The sequence below is a fragment of the Acinetobacter sp. SM34 genome, assembly GCF_022012365.1.
In the GTDB taxonomy this organism is placed as follows: Bacteria; Pseudomonadota; Gammaproteobacteria; order Pseudomonadales; family Moraxellaceae; genus Acinetobacter.
Genome location: NZ_JAKLTP010000001.1, coordinates 1 through 18,251, shown reverse-complemented (window position 1 = coordinate 18,251; position 18,251 = coordinate 1). Strand labels below are relative to the sequence as shown.

Here is an 18,251-nt window from a genome sequence, read left to right as displayed (position 1 = left end):
TTACACTCCTACCGCGACTGAGACAGGTTCTGCAAGTGAAACCGTTGGTGCAAGACCAATTGGATAACCGATATAACCTGTCGGTAAATATTCGATCACTTGAACTGGAAGGCTAATGGTTGCCTCGCCTGCTTTCACAGTAATTTTTTGACCATCTTGAACGTTTAGACGCGCAGCATCTTGCTCACCTACTGCAAACATGGCATTCGGAATACGTGATTCCATGGCCGGAGTTTTCACAGTAAATTCACCAGAAGCAAAGATATGATGCATAGGCACTAAACGGAAGCTTTCAGCATTTACAAGTACTGGTGCTGGAGCAACGAATGTACGTACAGGACGTTTAGCCAAACGATCGAATAAACGAATACCTGAATCACCGCCTTTTAAGTGACCACCCACTTGGTCCTGGAATTTGTTCCAGGCTTGTGGAGAGTTCCAGCCTGCAGACCATGCAAATGGAACCAGTGAAGATGGAGTCTGATTACCCACATAACCTTCCATAGAGAATGTTAATGCAGAATCAACATCGACTGGCTGTTTAGGTTCATGCACTGAAAGCGGAGCACGCATAGAGGTACGACCTGAATAACGACGTGGTTCACGTGCAATCTTCAAGCCATGGACACGGTAACCCGCGTCTGGTGCTACATCTTGAATTGCTTCAAGTGCAGGAACGTTTTTCACTACGGATTCAATAACATCGTCAAGCAATGTCCAAGAAATCGCTTTACCTTTCACACCAGTTTCAATGGCATGCAACCAGCGCCATGATTCTTTGATCGCAAGTTCAGGTTTGTAGTAGCTTGGGTCATACACTTGGTAGAAACGTTGTGCACGGCCTTCTTGCGATACCACAGTACCATCACCTTCCGCGAAGCTGGCAGCTGAAAGCACAATATCCGCTTTCTTCACTGTTTCAGTTTCAGAGTGATCTAGAACAATCACTTCTTTGCCTGAAAGTGCAGCATTCACTTGTGCAGCTGGTAAACGACGGTAAAGGTCATTTTCAACCACAATAATGGTGTCGTAATCTTGCGCGAAAGCTTGTTCTAAGCTTTGACCACCGAAGATTGCCAAGCCCATTGAGTTCACTTCAGGAACAGTCAAGGTTAAGCCTGCATTACCTAGGTTCTGAGCCACTTGTGCAGCAGCTTCCATGATCGCAGCATCTTGCAAGCTTGTACCAGAGATGATCAGTGGTTTTTTAGCCGCTTTTAAGGTATCAGCAATGGTTTGCGCAAATGCTTTGGCATCGTCATCTAAACCAAGAATGCTTTCACCTTTAACAGCAGCAGCAACTGCAAAGCCTAAACGCGCGATATCGTTTGGAGATGCAACAACTTCACCCGTCGCTACGTCTGCTAAACGTGTTTGTGTAGCAGCAAGAATGAAGATTGGAGATTTTTCATCTTGACCAATACGTTGTACTGGTTCAGCCAACCATTCTTGGGTGCGACGTTCTGCTGCCATTTCTTTGGCTTTGTTTTTCGCAGCCTGACGCACAGACAATGCCATACGTGGCGCAGTTTGGGTTAAGTCTTCACCCAGAATCAACACAGCATCATAGCTTTCGATTTCACGCATGGTCGGGTTATAGACACCCTCGGTTTGCATGATAGAAGCTGCAAGTTCAACCAGGCTTTGCTCTTTTTGCGACATACCGGTTGAATAGTTATCTTGACCAACAAGTTCGCGAAGCGCGAAGTTAGTTTCAAGCGATGCACGTGGTGAACCAATACCTAGAACTTTTTTGCCCTGGATATTTGCAATCACGGTATCTAATGCCTGATCAACTGAAATAGTCGTTACGTTGGCACCATCACGTAATTGTGGTTGACGTGGACGGTCTGCACGGTTCACATAACCTGTACCAAAACGACCTTTGTCGCAAAGGAAATATTGGTTAACGTCACCATTGAAACGGTTTTCTACGCGACGAAGTTCGCCATAACGTTCACCCGGAGAGATGTTACAACCTGAAGAACAGCCTTGGCATACGCTTGGCGCATACTGCATGTCCCACTTACGGTTATAGCGTTCAGAGTGAGTTTTGTCGGTAAATACACCTGTAGGACAAACTTCAGTCAAGTTACCAGAGAATTCAGATTCTAAAGTACCTGATTCTGGACGACCAAAGTAAACTCGTGATGCACTTGCGTAGACACCAAAGTCTGTACCACCCGCATAATCTTTGTAGTAACGCACACAACGGTAACACGCAATACAACGGTTCATTTCGTGAGAAATGAATGAGCCAAGCTCCTGGTTGTAATGGGTACGTTTAGTGAAACGGTAGCGACGACGATCATGCTGAGTCATCACAGTCATATCTTGCAAATGACAGTGACCACCTTCTTCACACACTGGACAGTCGTGTGGGTGGTTGGTCATCAAGAATTCAACAATCGAAGCACGGAAATCTTTTGCTTCTTTGTCTTCAATCGAGATGTAGGTATTGTCAGAAGCAGGTGTCATACATGACATGACCAAACGACCACGGGTATCTTCCGGATTCGCGTATTGAGTCACGGCACATTGACGGCAAGAACCGACAGAACCTAAGGATGGATGCCAACAAAAGTATGGGATATCAATGCCAAGACTCAAACATGCTTGTAGCAAGTTTTCCGAGCCGTTGACTTCATACGATTTGCCATCGACATGAATTGTAGCCATAGTCGAATTCCTTAAGCTTGTTCTACGTTGCTGGTTTGAGCGGCGGCATTGACTACCTTCGCTTCAAATTCGCCACGGAAATGTTTGAGTGCGCCCATGAGTGGTTCCATAGCACCTGGAGCGTGAGCACAGAAAGTTTTACCAATCCAAAGCTTACGAGTCAGTTCTTGTAAGTGATCGATATCTTCTTTCTTACCTGTACCGTCTTCAAGTGCTTTCAGCGCTTTCACCGCCCAAGGTAGGCCATCACGGCAAGGGGTACAGAAACCACATGATTCACGCGCAAAGAATTCTTCAAGGTTACGCGTTGCTGAAACCATACATTGAGTTTCATCAACTACCATGAGCAAACAGGTACCTAAACGTGAACCTGCTTTCATAATGCTTTCTGCATCCATTGGCAAGTCGATATGCTCTGCTGCCAGGAAGTCAGTCGAGGCACCACCTGGTAACCACGCTTTCAGTTTCAAACCGTCGCGCATACCACCAGCGTGATCTTCAATCACTTCACGTGCAGTGGTACCAAATGGAAGTTCCCAAAGACCAGGGAATTTCACTTTGCCTGATGCACCGTAAATTTTGGTACCCGGATCTTTCGATTTACCCGCAGATAAGCCGATATACCATTCAGGACCACGCAGCATGATTGCCGGTAAGTTGTTGTAAGTCTCTACGTTGTTGACAATCGTAGGACGACCCCAAGCACCTGCAACTTGCGGGAATGGTGGTTTGGTACGTGGGTTGGCACGGCGACCTTCAAGCGAGTTAATCAATGCGGTTTCTTCACCACAGATATAACGACCCGCACCGGTATGCACATGCATTTCGAAGTTCCAGCCAGTACCAAGGATGTTTTCACCCAGGTAACCTTTGGCACGGATTTGCTCTAACGCTTCATTTAAGTAGCCAGCAGCTTCGATATACTCACCACGGATAAAGATATAACCCTGAGTTGCTTCTAGCGTATAGCCTGCAATCAGCATACCTTCGATCAATTGATGCGGAAGTTTTTCCATCAACAAACGGTCTTTGAAAGTACCTGGTTCCATTTCATCGGCATTACAGATCAGGTAGCGTGGACCACCATCATTTGGCGCCATAAGCGACCATTTAATCCCTGCCGGGAAACCTGCACCACCACGGCCTTTTACAGTCGCAGCTTTAATGACTTCAAGCACATCTTTCGGTTGCATGCCAATGGCTTTTTTGAAGCCGGCATAACCTTCAAGTGTTTCGTAATCATCTGCACTACGAACATGTTCCTGTTTGCTCAAACGCCATGTTAATGGGTGAGTTTCTGGGTTACCGTCGCCATAAATTGGTTTTGGTTCAGTATTCATACATACTTCTCCAATAACTGTTTAATTGAAGTTACTTCAACCAAACCGTGCGTGTCTTGATCAATCATCAGGGTTGGACCTTTGTCACAGTTACCCAAGCAGCAGATTGGCAATAAAGTGAAACGACCGTCAGCGGTGGTTTGACCAAATTGAATACCCAATTCACGCTGAAAGGCTTCTGCCAAAGTTTCCGCACCCATCAAGAAACACGCGATCGAGTCACATAATAAAATTACGTGACGACCGACCGGTTGACGGTAAATACGGTTATAGAAAGTCGCAACCCCTTCAAGATCTGCAACGCTCATACTCAAAAGCTGAGCAATTGCATTCATTTGCGCGTCATCTACCCAACCATTACGGCGTTGTACACACTTCAGCGCATCTAGACATGCGGCACGTGGGTACGGATAGTGACCAATGTGATGTTCAATTTCGTGGATTTCTTCCGAAGTTAAAATCCCTTCAACATTCACACGTGGCTTTTTATCAGTCAAAATCATCATAATGCGATTACCCCTTAGCGATCCACGTCAGCCATTACGACGTCAATTGTCGCTAAATAAATGATTAAGTCAGACACAAGACTGCCATTAATCACAGAAGGCATTTGCTGTAAGTGCGTGAAAGTCGGTGTACGAATACGGGTACGGTAACTCATGGTTGACTTGTCTGAAGTCAAGTAATAGTTAGACGCACCTTTTACCACTTCCGCCATCACAGATGCTTCACCTGCAGGCATTACAGGACCCCATGATACGCTTAAGAAGTGCGTAATCAAGGTTTCAATATCTTGTAATGTCTTGTCTTTTGGTGGTGGAACAGCCAGTGGATGGTCTGCTTTGTACGCACCAGAAGGCATGTTGTCTAAGCACTGTTTGATGATTTTCAGCGATTGTTCGATTTCACGGAAGTGAACAATCACACGCGCGTAAGCATCGCCTTCGTATTCAACCGGTACGTCGAAATCGTAGTTTTCATAACCGCTATAAGGACGGTATTTACGTACGTCGAAGTCGATCCCTGTTGCACGCAGACCAGTACCGGTTACACCCCAAGCCAATGCAGATTTTGCATCGTATTGCGCAACATTACGGGTACGACCAATAAACACTGAGTTTTTAAGCGCTGCTGTGTAGTACTCGTTCATACGCTTCGGCATCCAGTCCAGGATTTCGCGAATGAGTGATTGCCAGTTGTTTGGAAGGTCATGTGCTGTACCACCAATACGGAACCACGCCGGGTGCATACGGTAGCCAGTGATCGCTTCAATAGCGTCATAGATTTTCTGACGGTCAGCAAACATATAGAATACTGGGGTCATACCGCCGGCATCCTGAATGGCTGTACCGATATATAACAAGTGGTTATTGATACGGAACAATTCAGACATCATGACACGGATACATTGCGCACGGTCAGGAACGGTGATTCCCGCAAGTTGCTCCACACCCATTACATAAGGCATGTTTTGCGCACAACCACCCAGATAGTCAACACGGTCGGTATACGGAATAAATGAATGCCAGGTTTGACGCTCGGCCATCTTTTCCACACCACGGTGGTGATAACCGATATCAGGCACACAGTCTTTTACTTCTTCGCCATCCAGCTGCAAGATCACACGGAAGGCACCATGTGCAGATGGATGGTTCGGACCCAGGTTCAGGAACATGAAGTCTTCATCGGCGTTACCGCGTTTTAGACCCCAGTCTTCAGGAACGAAACGAAGATGTTCCTGTTCAAAATCCTGTTTCGCCTGGTTCTGCATATACGGCGTATATTCAGTGGCACGTGCAGAATATTCTTTACGTAGCGGGTGACCTTCCCAATATGTTGGCAACAAAATACGACGGAGCATTGGATGCCCTTCGAAGTTAATGCCAAACATATCGTAAGCTTCACGTTCGTACCAGTTGGCATTTGGCCAAATGTTGGTTGCTGTTGGAATATTGAGATCACTCTCATTCAAGGCAACTTTAATACGAATATCACTGTTACGCTCTAGCGACAACAAGTGATAGAACACAGTGAAGTCTGACGCAGGCAAACCGTCACGGTGAGTACGCAAGCGTTCATCTACTGCAGACAAGTCGAACAGCATCACGTAAGGACGTGCCACTGTACGCAAGAACATTAAAACTTCTTGTACACGTGCGCGCTCAACCCAGACTGTTGGAAAGTCTTCAAAAGTCGTTTGCACAAAGAAGTTCTCACCAAATTTGGTTTTGAGCTCTTCTATAATTGCAAATGCTGGGCGTGAATCAACTGGAGTTGATTCTGGCATAGCAATGTTAGTTTCAGCCATTGGCTTGGCTTCCTATTTAATACAAATTCAGGCAACCTTAAACGACAATTACACCCAGACCGGGTGCATCAATATTTTGTCGCTCAGATTATTTAATTTCATCCATAGAGCGTAAGTTTTTCACTGCAATACGTTCAGCATTCTTACGGTCACGTTCTGGCTGCATCTTTGGCTTATATACTGGCTGAAGATCATCACCAATGACCGCTGAAAGCGGACGGCGCTCTAATTGAATTTGGTCTTGTAACAACATTAATGCTTGCAGCAATGCTTCAGGACGTGGCGGACAACCTGGGATGTACACATCGACAGGGATGATTTTATCCACACCTTGAACCACTGAATAGATGTCGTACATACCGCCAGAGTTTGCACAAGCACCCATTGAAATCACCCATTTAGGCTCTAACATTTGCTCGTATAGACGCTGGATTACAGGTGCCATTTTCACGAAGCAGGTGCCTGCAACGATCATTAAGTCAGCCTGACGCGGTGAAGCACGAATAACCTCGGCACCGAAACGTGACATATCATGCACACCTGTCAAGGTGGTTGCATATTCTACGTAACAGCATGATGTACCAAAGTTAAACGGCCATACAGAGTTTTTACGGCCCCAGTTTACAGCTGTATGCATTACATCCTCTAAACGAGTCATGAACACATTTTTATTCACTTCTTCTTCAAGCGGATCGCTAACGATCTGACGCTCTTGAAGTGGATATTGATCAGCATCCGGATTCGCACGGGTTAATGTATATTTCATTCCCGGGTTACTCCTTACTAGATGATGTAGTCGCAGATTTTTTCACACGACCAGATGATTGAGCTGGAATTTGACCTGTAGGATCAACAACCAACTCTTCAATAGAATTGAAGCGCGTAATGTCGGCAAGGTTCATATTCGGTGAACCCACTTTCGACTTCATAACTGCTGCTTTGAGACGATCGGTTGGTGCCCAGTTTAATGCCCCTACAGAAATGGCATAAACCAAAGCAATCAATAAATCGACCACAAAAATTACAACAGTGGTAAAACCGAACCAACCTACTTCACGAACTGATGTAGCCCATGCGTAGAGATACAGTGCTTCCAGGTCAAATACCACAAAGAAAATAGCAACCAAGTAGAACTTTGCAGACAAGCGGATACGTGCTCCACCAGCCCCTACCACACCTGACTCAAATTGCTCTTGCTTTGCACGGCCCCATGATTTACCCCCAAGGAGTAAAGGAACTGTTAGCATAAAGACACAAAGAAATGTAACGCCGATCACGAAGGCAATAATTGCCCAATCGTATGGAGTAATGGCACTCATGCGGGGATAACTCCTGGCAGGCCTAATTTATTAACAAAGAATGTATGTATTGGCCTTCAAATACACCAAACACAAAATTAATCCCGCCAATTGTACCTGATTTATGATTTCACTTGCTAGCTTATAAGCCTTAGTCTTTTGGATGATTTTTTCGACATTACCGCTTTTAATTTGCGTATATTCCCTTGCACACAACTTTTATCGTTTTATTTAATAAAAATAGTTATTTTTATTAAATTTTCTCACATTAAGATTTTATGAGGAATTTTTACTCACTTATTTCTCAAACCAGAAGTGCAGTTATTAATGAATATCCCATCTATTTTAAAAGTTCATTTTATTTTCAGTATTTATTTAAAAAATGATAGCAACCACGGAAATTGATTAAATTTTCCTCCTGATCATCACGACATTAAACATAAATCACCTTCTTTGCTTTATAAGCTAACCCATATTTTTTGCATAAGCTGCTTTATTCTTGTGGTTTTTTTGCAACACTTTGACATGCGTTTAACAGTTTGTGATATTTGTATTTAAAACTCAAAAAGTGAATAGACAGGAGAAACTATAATGACATTAAAATATGCCCATGAATCTGAATACTTCTTCTTTGCACAACTGTTAGTGCGTCATGTGGAACGATATATCGAGAAACATCCAGATGCACGTGATGCTATTTTTGACCTGCGTGATATTTATGATCTTTTCCGCCAGGACTTTGCTTCAACCACCACCAATCTCGAAGCTATTTTAAACGTTGCTGATGAATACAGGGTCGAAACATTAAACGGGGACCAGAAATTGATCAGCCATTATGCAATTGACCCCAAAAACAATTCTTTGCTGCTAGATTTCAATGCAGATGCACTCGCCAGCTTAAAACAGGGAAAAAGCCTGATTGAACCAGATGCTACCAGTCACGAATAAGACTAAAAAGCACCGAATCCGGTGCTTTTTATGATCTAAAATTCCGTATTCAAGATGCCATCTTTTATAAGATTGGTTTTCTTTTTGGTTTTATTAAAGCGCTGCACAGGCCAGCACATGGTGAAGCGTGCACCACCCAAAACCGGACTTTGATCGACTTCAATCTTACCGCCAAACCAGTAGGCAATACGACTCACAATGGATAAACCTAAACCATAGCCTCCGGAAGCACGGGTACGACTGTCATCCAGACGTGCGAAAGCTTCAAAAATGCGCTGACGCTCTTCTTCCGGCACACCTGCCCCGTCATCCTCGACTTGAACATAAGCCAAGCCTTCGTCATTAATTCCGCCACTGACAATCACCTTATGGTCGCAGTAGCGAACCGCATTACCGACCAGATTCTGCACCACACGATGCAAGTAACGACGTTCAGCATCCACCACTATAGTAATAGGCGGCGCTTTCAGTTCAATTTCTTTTTGAGTCTTCAGGGCTTCGGTTTCAATAACCACCTGATCCAATACTTCAAACAGAATAATTTTTTCAAAATCTAAAGAAGGCGTACCCTGCTCCAGTTTTGCATAGGTCATGATTTCATCGATCAAGGTATTCAGCGCTTCAATATCCTTATCAATCATTTCGACCTGCTGCAAGCGATAGTCGTAATCTTCCTCTTCCGCTAGCATCTCCATACCAAAACGAATACGCGCCACAGGCGTCCGCAGCTCATGCGAAACTGCACGCATCAGCTCACGCTGCGCCTCAATCAAACGCTGAATGTGATCAGACATGCTGTTGTAATTGGTCGCCAGACTGGCCATTTCATCGGTACCATCGACCGGCAAACGCAAGGTCATGTCACCCGATTTCATGCGATGCAAGGCATAATTTACTTCGCGTAAGCGACGCTGCATAGGCACCAGCAAACCATATACCCCAAGGCTTAATACAAACAAGCTTAACAAGGTAATGCCTGCAGCCAACTGGAAAGGCATCCAGTTAAATAGGGGTACCGGACCTAAAACCAGCACCTCTGAAGGTGAACTTGGCATCGGTGAAACAATCGAGATAGTGGTACCGCGCACCGAGGCATTATCACGGTATAAAATAATACTGTGATCTAGTCGAAGTCGGCCAATTTGCTCTGAATCGAGCGGCAGGTTTTGAACTTTTTCAATGGCAATTGGATAAGAAAAATTCGCTTGAATTTTAGCAAGATATTCTTTTTCCTGCCCAGGGTAATACACCAGATAATCCAGAATAAAAATCGGCAACGCCTTCATTTGGCGTTCCCCAATTTTATCTACTTTTACATAAAGTAAATGCTTGGGATCATCCTTCAACCCAATAATAATATAGGCAATGGAGTTTTCTGCGTCATAACGAACCGCCGCTTTACGCTCCTCGACCCGTCTTTGCTCGGCGCGAGATAAATCGACCTTGTTGGCATCGACATAATAAATGGGCAGCTCAAGCAAATCTGAAGCATCAGAAATCCAGTCCCGCTTTTGTTGCTCATTCGGCTGTCGAGCAATACCCTCGCTAATGATATAAGAAATGCCATCGGTTAAAGATTCACGATACTCTTGTGCACGCTGGTAATTGATAATTTGTACCAACAGGTAGCCAAATAAAGCCACCAAGGCGACTAAAATCACTAACCCCGCATAAATGCGCAAGAATATACTGTGTTTAAACACGAAGCTGTCCTATAAAATTAGCGGGTAGCGCTTAAAGACCGGTTTCTTTAACGAACAGATAACCTTTACTACGTACGGTCTTAATACGTTTTGGATTTTCAGGATCATCGCCAATTTTTGGACGGATACGTGAGATACGTACATCGATTGAACGGTCCTGACCATCATATTCAATGCCGCGCAGACGCTCAAAAATATCCTCACGAGACAGGATACGACCAGCATTTGAAGCCAATAGCCATAACAGGTCATATTCAGCGCTGGTAAAGTCAACCAAATCGCCATTCAAGGTCACTGAACGGCCACCGTTATCAATCACAAGGTCATCAAATTCGATGCGTTGAGCTACTTCATCTTCAGGTGCCTTGTCGGTACGGCGCAGCAAGGCACGGATACGGGCAAGCAATACACGCGGTTGAACTGGTTTGGCAACGTAGTCATCGGCACCCATTTCCAGACCCAAAACCTGATCCATATCTTCAGTACGTGCAGTCAACATCAAAATTGGTTGATGATAATGTGGACGCACTTCACGACAAATGGTCAAACCATCTGCACCCGGCAACATCACATCAAGCACCACCAAATCCGGTTGTTCAGCAATGATACGGCGGATTGCACGATTACCGTCAGGCTCTACCCCAACCTCTAACCCATTACGGATAAGGTATTCTTGAGTCAAACGCGCAAGACGTTCATCGTCTTCAACAATTAAAATTTTAGGTAACTTTTCTTCTTGGCTCATAAAATGCCCCTTTATATTGGATTAAGGTATCCTTAAAAATCCATTGGATACGCTTTAATATATTCAGCAATATACACACGTTTACATTGTAAACAAGATACCGTTCACCAAACTGATACATCAAAGTAGCATTTTGTTATGTTTTTTTTAAACATTGAATTTATTGGATTTTTCATATTTTAGTGATTTTCAGGGAATTTTTAGAAATATCAAGTTACAAAATGTCTATTTTTTGATCCACCCTGCTGTTTGCACAGTTTCTGACTAGTTAGCCCATTTCTTTTAAGTTATCCACAATGTTATCTATAAGCACATTTTTTTAGCTTTGATATGCTATGCCCTTGTCTGATAAGGCTTCTACAAGAAACATAAAAATAGGGACGTTTTTGCAAAGGATCATTGCAGAGTTCAATCAAAAATTTTAACGAAATGTCAATATTGATCTACCCTGAATTTTCCCGTATCTTGTGCTTATTCCGATTTTAAACCACTAGTTCTTGTGTTTAATCATCAAACACTGAGATGAAATATCGTCCAGTTCAAATGGTCCACACATATAAAACAATAGATGACAATGGAGCTATGCCACAATGAGCGTAATCACTTCAACTCCTGGTCAACTTCAGGTGATTAAACGCACCGGTGATGTTGCCACCTTTGACGCAGAAAAAATTTCTGTAGCGATAGGTAAAGCTTTTTTGGCTGTAGAAGGCCAGCAAAGCGCTGATTCAAGCCGTATTCATGACCGCATCGAGCAGCTGACCGAAATGGTCATGAATACGTTTAACCGTCGTTTACCATCAGGCGGCACGATTCATATTGAAGAAATTCAAGACCAAGTTGAACTGGCGCTCATGCGTACAGGTGAACAAAAAGTTGCGCGTGCGTATGTCATCTACCGCGAACAACGCTCTGAAGCACGCAAACAAACTGGCGCTCATCATCATCCAACCCTGCAAGTGATTACTGCAAACGGTCAACATAAACCGCTTGACCTAGGGGCATTAGAAGCTCATGTGGCAAAAGCTGCTGAAGGCCTTGAAGGTATTGACGTACAGGCAATTGTCGATGAAACCGTGAAAAACTTGTACAACGGCGTAAAAGAGTCTGACATCTCAACGACCATGATGATGGCGACACGTACCCGTATTGAACAAGAACCAAACTATACCTATGTCACTGCACGTTTACTTCGTGACAACTTGGTTGCTACAGGTCTTGAGTTTTTAGGTCTGTCTACAGATACCAATGAAGGCGACGCACTTGAAACTTTCTTGAAGAAAGGTATCGAGCTTGAGCTGCTTTCTCCAGAACTTCTTAACTTTGACCTGGCTAAACTGGCAGCTGCGATTCAGCCAGAACGCTCAAACCAATTCACGTACTTAGGTCTACAAACTTTATTTGACCGTTACTTCATCCATTCAGATGGCGTACGTTTCGAATTGCCACAATTATTCTTCATGCGTGTTTCGATGGGTCTTTCACTCAACGAAGAAAACCGTGAAGAACGTGCAATCGAGTTCTATAACTTATTGTCGAGCTTCGATTACATGGCGTCTACGCCTACCCTGTTTAACTCAGGAACACTACGTCCACAGTTGTCGAGCTGCTATTTAACGACTATTGATGATGACCTGTATGACATTTATGGCGCGATGCGTGATAATGCAATGCTGTCAAAATGGGCTGGCGGTTTAGGTAATGACTGGACGCCTGTTCGTGCCTTGAACTCGTATATCAAAGGTACAAACGGTAAGTCACAAGGTGTTGTTCCTTTCCTTAAAGTGGCGAACGATACCGCTGTTGCCGTTAACCAAGGTGGTAAGCGTAAAGGTGCCGTATGTGCATACCTTGAAACCTGGCACCTGGACATCGAAGAATTCCTGGAACTGCGTAAAAACACGGGTGATGACCGTCGCCGTACGCATGACATGAACACAGCAAACTGGGTTCCAGACCTGTTCATGCAACGTGTATTTGAAGATGCTGAGTGGACATTGTTCACACCATCGGAAACACCGGATCTTCACGACTTAACGGGTTCTGAATTTGCTGAGCGTTATGCTTACTACGAAGGCATTGCCAAAGAAACAAACATGTTGCACAAAAAAGTACGTGCAAAAGATTTGTGGCGCAAAATGCTGTCTATGTTGTTTGAAACAGGTCACCCGTGGATCACATTCAAAGACGTATGTAACTTGCGTTCACCACAACAACACGTGGGCGTAGTTCACTCATCTAACTTGTGTACAGAAATTACTTTGAACACAAGCAAAGAAGAAATTGCGGTATGTAACTTGGGTTCGATCAACCTGGTACAACACGTTCAAGGTGGTGTGTTAGATCGCGAAAAATTGGCGCGTACAGTGAAAACTGCTGTTCGTATGCTCGATAACGTTATCGACATCAACTACTACGCTGTTCCGCAAGCGAAAAATTCGAACTTGAAACACCGTCCGGTCGGTATGGGCATCATGGGCTTCCAGGATGCATTGTATGAAATGAAATTGGCCTACGGTTCAGATGCTGCGGTAGATTTTGCTGATGAATCTATGGAAGTGATCAGCTACTACGCGATTTCAACATCGAGCGATTTGGCTGTTGAACGTGGTACTTATGAGACATTTAAAGGTTCACTGTGGGATCAAGGTATCCTACCAATTGACTCACTTGACCTGGTTGCGAAAACACGTCCTGAGCGTATGTTTGAAGTAGACCGTACTCAACGTTTGGACTGGGACACTTTGCGTGCCAAAGTTCAAAAAGACGGGATGCGTAACTCGAACGTGATGGCGATTGCACCGACTGCGACCATTTCGAACATCTGTGGTGTTTCTCAGTCGATCGAACCAACTTTCCAGAACTTGTATGTGAAATCTAACCTTTCTGGTGAATTCACAGTGATCAACCCGTACCTGGTACGTGCGTTAAAAGATCGCGGTCTTTGGGATGCGGTGATGGTGAACGACCTGAAACACTTCGAAGGTTCTGTTCAAAAGATTTCACGTATTCCTGAAGAGCTTAAAGCAATCTTCGCGACTGCGTTTGAAGTTGAACCACGCTGGATTGTGGATGCTGCATCACGTCGTCAAAAATGGATTGACCAAGCTCAGTCACTTAACCTTTACATCTCTGGTGCAAACGGTAAGAAACTTGACCTGACTTACAAAATGGCTTGGTTACGTGGTCTTAAAACCACTTATTATCTTCGTGCATTGGGTGCGACTTCTGCCGAGAAATCGACTATTAACACTGGCGCATTGAACGCAGTTAAACCTGCAACTGTTGCAGCACCTGTTACTGCTGCGGTAGCGCCTGAAGTGAAAGCTGAAGAAGAAGATTTTGCTCAAGCAGCGCCAGTACCAATGGCATGTTCAATTGACAATCCTGATTGTGAGGCTTGTCAGTAATCTGACGGGTTTCAAATCCACCCCGACCCTCCTTTGCCAAAGGAGGGAGATTCCTCGAAGCAAATGGCGGGATGCAAGTCCCCCTTTGCAAAAGGGGGATTTAGGGGGATTCCAAACCAACTAAAAAATAAATGGAGGTGCGGATTTAAATAGAAATAAATTTTAAGCAATAAAAAATGGCCTGCCATAAATGACAGACCATTGATTTGAAAACCCAAGCTTTCAGAGGAAATAATTCCCTGAATAACTAAAGTATTCAATGTTAAATTTTCGACGACTTAACAAAGAATACTTTAGCAAAGTTTAGGGATTGAGTCACTCCTCTGAAAGCTCCATTTTGTAAACAGGAGCTGACTGATGAGTTATTGTGCTTATCCTCGAGGCGTTAGTGTTCGCTCATACGTTAGATACCTATTTAATCGGTGGGAAAATGTTTGTGCTCACTGTCGCAGTTACCCGAATCAATTAAGTTTCTGGTAACGCACTGAGAGGCTGAAAAGCCTCTCAATTTAAAAATAAAGGAAATCTCCATGCTCCATATGACTCACAACTACATGTTAGGACTTGCGGTATTGGTTGTTTCCTTTATTCTGACCTTTTATGTACCAATTGCTTACTTCTGGGTAAAACAAGGTAAGAAGATGCGTAATCAAAATAAGTAGTGGGGATATTTGCTCTACCGTACAAGTTTAGAGCAGTGATCGACAAAACTTGATTTTGATTACACAAATTGAGCGTATAGTAGGACATCTCAGCCTTGCTGGATGTCTAATAAAAGATATAAGCATCGAAGAGAGAATTGATATGTCTATCCTAAGTTGGGACGATTTCGAAGATGATTCACAGAAACCGGCTGCACCTGAACACCAGTCTGCGCCCGTCGAACCGAAAAAAACGGCTCATTCACAGGTGGTATCTGATGCACACAACGCACCGTCGCATGTGGCAACTGCACAACCCCTTAGAGCCACTCAAAACCGAGGATCAAATCCAACCGATTCGTTGGCAAGAGCATCTGCTTCCCTAGATCAACTTGACGTTGCCCCAGGCTTGGAAGAGCTTGAAATGGGCGCTCAGCGTGTACAGGTTGATGATAAAGCCATGATCAACTGTCGTGCTGACTTAAACCAGCTAGTACCGTTCAAATACGAATGGGCTTGGCAAAAATATCTGGACGGTTGTGCCAACCACTGGATGCCACAAGAAGTCAACATGAACCACGACATCGCACTTTGGAAGTCTGAAAATGGCTTAACCGAAGATGAGCGTACTATTGTCATGCGTTCGCTTGGTTTCTTCTCGACTGCGGACTCATTGGTAGCAAATAACCTGGTATTGGCGATTTACCGTCACATTACCAACCCTGAATGCCGTCAATACATCTTACGTCAGGCATTTGAAGAAGCGATTCACACTCACGCTTACCAATACTGTATCGAATCTTTGGGTATGGATGAAGGCGAAGTCTTCAACATGTACCGCGAAGTTCCATCAGTAGCACGTAAAGCGGCGTGGGGCTTGAAATATACCCAGTCTTTAACTGATCCTACTTTTAAAACCGGTACACCTGAAAACGACCAAATCTTGCTTCGCAACCTGATCGCGTTCTACTGTGTACTTGAAGGTATCTTCTTCTACTGTGGGTTCAGCCAAATCTTGTCTATGGGCCGCCGTAACAAGATGAATGGCGTTGCCGAGCAATTCCAGTACATCTTGCGGGATGAGTCTATGCACCTGAATTTTGGTATCGACATGATCAACCAGATCAAAATCGAAAACCCGAATCTCTGGACTACTGAGTTCCAGGAAGAAATCATCCAGATGATTCTTGAAGGTACGATGCTTGAAATCGAATATGCGCGTGACACTATGCCACGCGGTGTACTCGGTATGAATGCAGCGATGATGGAAGAATACTTGAAGTTCATCTGTAACCGCCGTTTAGCGCAACTTGGCTTGCCTGAACAGTTCGCTGGTGTGAATAACCCATTCCAGTGGATGTCGGAAATGATGGACTTGCGTAAAGAGAAGAATTTCTTCGAGACGCGTGTAACGGATTATCAGACTGGCGGTGCGTTAAGCTGGTAAGCAAAAGATTTAAAAAATCCCGTCTATATGGCGGGATTTTTTATGCTTAAAAATTATGGTAAATTGATAAAACACAAAAACTTAGCATATCAAAAAACATCAATATATTACTTAAAAGAAGAATTCATCTAATGAAACTAGAATCCGGTGAACGTGAAATTATCGAAATTTATCCACGTCTATGCAAACTCACAGCAACTTTATTATTACTCATCACACCAATTATGCTGTTGATACGTTGGCCTGAACTCGTCAATCAAAATTTTCCGTTTAACAAAGTTTATGATCTCATTTTGTTATTTCTAGGCGGAATCATTTCTTTATTTCCTCGATTCATTTTGACTACACATCGAGCAATTTATTCTTTTGGACCTTTCTACAGGAGTGAAATCGAGCGTCAATATGTGCATGATATTAAAATCATTCCCAATCCACGACACATTGTTTCAAATCCAGATTCAATATGGCTAAAACCTTTATTTAGCAAAAATAAAATTCGTGAAGATGCAGATTATTGGCGTAAACATGGTTTCTTAAAATTTGTCCATGATAAAAATGAGCGAACACTCATGAAATCAAGTTTAGATCTTTTACCTTTATCAATACTTTCAGATGAGCAATCAAATGAATTTATTAAAAATATTCAAAGATTTTGGAACTTTGATGCCAATCGTATTGAAATGGCAAACATAGCAGATATTAAAGCTAAATATGCGAGCGAAGATATTGGCAATCGCACCCCTTCGCTGATTATATTCAGTGTCCTCCTGGTGATTGCTGCAATGTTTGCCCCCGTATATCTATTCAAGGCACAACATTTTGCAGTTGAATCTTATTTATGGGCAATTCCATTGATCATTGTGATGACCTTATTAGCCTACCCTTTTATTCGGGCAGAAAATAAAAAATATCCATACATTGGAACCATCTGTAGCGGTATTTTTTTAGGTGCTGCTCTTTATTTTGTCAGCTTGCAATTGAATCGTTGGTATAGTGAATCCCATCATTCAACTCTGAACAGTACGCTCACTTTAGAAAGTTTAGAGAATAATGTACAAATTTGGCGTTTGCCTCCAAACTTAGCAGAAAATGTGGGTACAGATAAAATTTATGTCTCAGACCGTATATCTGGATTTAACAACAAACTGCAACCGCAGCAAAACTATAATATCGAAATTAAACAGGGTTTCTTTCAAGATTATTTTATTGATTCAGCAAGCCTGAAAAACATCCGAGCAATAGCTGAATAGCCATAACTCATTCAGCAAAATAAAATGTTTATTTTTCAAACTGCTCTACTATTATAAAATTGAATAACAACACTACATTTACGACTTAATATCCATAAAAATAGAGGCTAAAATGAAAGGGCAAATTCTAGATTTTTCCATCCAGACCAACACAGGCATTATCAGTGGGGATGACCAAAATCGCTATAACTTTACTGGTGCGGAATGGCGAGGTCAGCGCCCGCCTAATCGTGGCGAACATGTCGATTTTGCTGTCGACGATGCCGGTAATGCCACTCAGATCTATATTGCTCTCAACCGCAACAACCCTATTCAAAACCTGTCTGATCAACTGGATAAAATTTCAAACCAGAATCAATCTGAAGAACAATTTAATATGATTGACTGGTTTGTAAAATGTCTTAAAAATTATGTCACCTTTGATGGACGTGCACGACGTAAGGAATTTTGGTTCTTTATGCTGGTTTCTTTCATTTTGGGCA

The 18,251-nt window shown here is 43.3% G+C and carries 14 protein-coding genes; 6 read left to right on the top strand and 8 right to left on the bottom strand.

The genetic code is table 11. The features are described 5' to 3' along the window. From nuoG to ndhC, 6 genes are all read right to left on the bottom strand, one after another. Positions 1–2,679 (bottom strand): NADH-quinone oxidoreductase subunit NuoG, encoded by a 2,679-nt coding sequence (gene nuoG / locus LZZ98_RS00065; RefSeq protein ID WP_237786137.1) that lies wholly within the window; start codon positions 2,677–2,679, stop codon positions 1–3. A gap of 11 nt (positions 2,680–2,690) precedes the next feature. Beyond that, positions 2,691–4,019 carry an NADH-quinone oxidoreductase subunit NuoF gene (gene nuoF / locus LZZ98_RS00060; protein WP_237786136.1) on the bottom strand — a complete coding sequence of 443 codons (1,329 nt, stop codon included), beginning with the start codon at positions 4,017–4,019 and terminating at the stop codon, positions 2,691–2,693. Then, the gene (gene nuoE / locus LZZ98_RS00055) at positions 4,016–4,525 is read right to left on the bottom strand and encodes an NADH-quinone oxidoreductase subunit NuoE (RefSeq protein WP_086174881.1); all 510 of its coding nucleotides are present in this window, start codon (positions 4,523–4,525) and stop codon (positions 4,016–4,018) included. Before nuoE ends, nuoF begins: the two co-directional genes overlap by 4 nt. Positions 4,526–4,539: 14 nt before the next feature. Continuing rightward, complete coding sequence (gene nuoC, locus LZZ98_RS00050; protein ID WP_237786135.1) at positions 4,540–6,327, bottom strand: NADH-quinone oxidoreductase subunit C/D; 1,788 nt, start codon at positions 6,325–6,327, stop codon at positions 4,540–4,542. Between the two features lie 88 nt (positions 6,328–6,415). After that, a complete protein-coding gene (locus LZZ98_RS00045) occupies positions 6,416–7,093 on the bottom strand; it encodes a NuoB/complex I 20 kDa subunit family protein (RefSeq protein WP_086174883.1) in 678 nt (225 codons plus the stop codon). Between the two features lie 7 nt (positions 7,094–7,100). Further along, the gene (ndhC, locus tag LZZ98_RS00040) at positions 7,101–7,646 is read right to left on the bottom strand and encodes an NADH-quinone oxidoreductase subunit A (protein WP_086174884.1); all 546 of its coding nucleotides are present in this window, start codon (positions 7,644–7,646) and stop codon (positions 7,101–7,103) included. A 570-nt stretch (positions 7,647–8,216) separates the two neighbouring features. Here ndhC and LZZ98_RS00035 point away from each other — a divergent pair. Continuing rightward, a complete protein-coding gene (locus tag LZZ98_RS00035; protein WP_086174885.1) occupies positions 8,217–8,573 on the top strand; it encodes a hypothetical protein in 357 nt (118 codons plus the stop codon). A 35-nt stretch (positions 8,574–8,608) separates the two neighbouring features. Here LZZ98_RS00035 and bfmS read toward each other — a convergent pair whose 3' ends face one another. Together bfmS and bfmR are read right to left on the bottom strand one after the other, a co-directional pair. Beyond that, the gene (gene bfmS / locus LZZ98_RS00030; protein ID WP_237786134.1) at positions 8,609–10,276 is read right to left on the bottom strand and encodes a sensor histidine kinase BfmS; all 1,668 of its coding nucleotides are present in this window, start codon (positions 10,274–10,276) and stop codon (positions 8,609–8,611) included. A 31-nt stretch (positions 10,277–10,307) separates the two neighbouring features. Continuing rightward, a complete protein-coding gene (gene bfmR / locus LZZ98_RS00025; RefSeq protein WP_086174887.1) occupies positions 10,308–11,021 on the bottom strand; it encodes a response regulator transcription factor BfmR in 714 nt (237 codons plus the stop codon). 590 nt (positions 11,022–11,611) lie between these two features. On the opposite strand from bfmR, the gene LZZ98_RS00020 reads away from it, so the two are divergent. The 5 genes from LZZ98_RS00020 to LZZ98_RS00005 all read left to right on the top strand — a co-directional run. Continuing rightward, on the top strand, positions 11,612–14,431 hold the full coding sequence (locus LZZ98_RS00020) for a ribonucleoside-diphosphate reductase subunit alpha (protein WP_237786133.1): 2,820 nt from the start codon (positions 11,612–11,614) through the stop codon (positions 14,429–14,431). Between the two features lie 530 nt (positions 14,432–14,961). After that, positions 14,962–15,093, top strand: a complete 132-nt coding sequence (locus LZZ98_RS15465; protein WP_265733361.1) for a hypothetical protein — start codon at positions 14,962–14,964, stop codon at positions 15,091–15,093. Between the two features lie 142 nt (positions 15,094–15,235). Beyond that, positions 15,236–16,519 (top strand): ribonucleotide-diphosphate reductase subunit beta, encoded by a 1,284-nt coding sequence (locus tag LZZ98_RS00015; RefSeq protein ID WP_237786132.1) that lies wholly within the window; start codon positions 15,236–15,238, stop codon positions 16,517–16,519. 131 nt (positions 16,520–16,650) lie between these two features. Beyond that, positions 16,651–17,769: a hypothetical protein gene (locus LZZ98_RS00010; RefSeq protein ID WP_237786131.1), complete on the top strand. Its 1,119-nt coding sequence runs from the start codon at positions 16,651–16,653 to the stop codon at positions 17,767–17,769. Between the two features lie 112 nt (positions 17,770–17,881). Further along, positions 17,882–18,251: DUF805 domain-containing protein (locus LZZ98_RS00005; RefSeq protein WP_442862674.1), on the top strand; the 370-nt coding region annotated here is incomplete at its 3' end.

Coding starts and splice junctions, on each gene's coding strand:
- LZZ98_RS15465 (WP_265733361.1), top strand. CDS start 14,962: ATGCTCCATATGACTCACAACTACATGTTAGGACTTGCGGTATTGGTT.
- LZZ98_RS00020 (WP_237786133.1), top strand. CDS start 11,612: ATGAGCGTAATCACTTCAACTCCTGGTCAACTTCAGGTGATTAAACGC.
- nuoE (WP_086174881.1), bottom strand. CDS start 4,525: ATGATGATTTTGACTGATAAAAAGCCACGTGTGAATGTTGAAGGGATT.
- LZZ98_RS00045 (WP_086174883.1), bottom strand. CDS start 7,093: ATGAAATATACATTAACCCGTGCGAATCCGGATGCTGATCAATATCCA.
- nuoC (WP_237786135.1), bottom strand. CDS start 6,327: ATGGCTGAAACTAACATTGCTATGCCAGAATCAACTCCAGTTGATTCA.
- nuoF (WP_237786136.1), bottom strand. CDS start 4,019: ATGAATACTGAACCAAAACCAATTTATGGCGACGGTAACCCAGAAACT.
- LZZ98_RS00010 (WP_237786131.1), top strand. CDS start 16,651: ATGAAACTAGAATCCGGTGAACGTGAAATTATCGAAATTTATCCACGT.
- nuoG (WP_237786137.1), bottom strand. CDS start 2,679: ATGGCTACAATTCATGTCGATGGCAAATCGTATGAAGTCAACGGCTCG.
- ndhC (WP_086174884.1), bottom strand. CDS start 7,646: ATGAGTGCCATTACTCCATACGATTGGGCAATTATTGCCTTCGTGATC.
- LZZ98_RS00015 (WP_237786132.1), top strand. CDS start 15,236: ATGTCTATCCTAAGTTGGGACGATTTCGAAGATGATTCACAGAAACCG.
- LZZ98_RS00035 (WP_086174885.1), top strand. CDS start 8,217: ATGACATTAAAATATGCCCATGAATCTGAATACTTCTTCTTTGCACAA.
- bfmR (WP_086174887.1), bottom strand. CDS start 11,021: ATGAGCCAAGAAGAAAAGTTACCTAAAATTTTAATTGTTGAAGACGAT.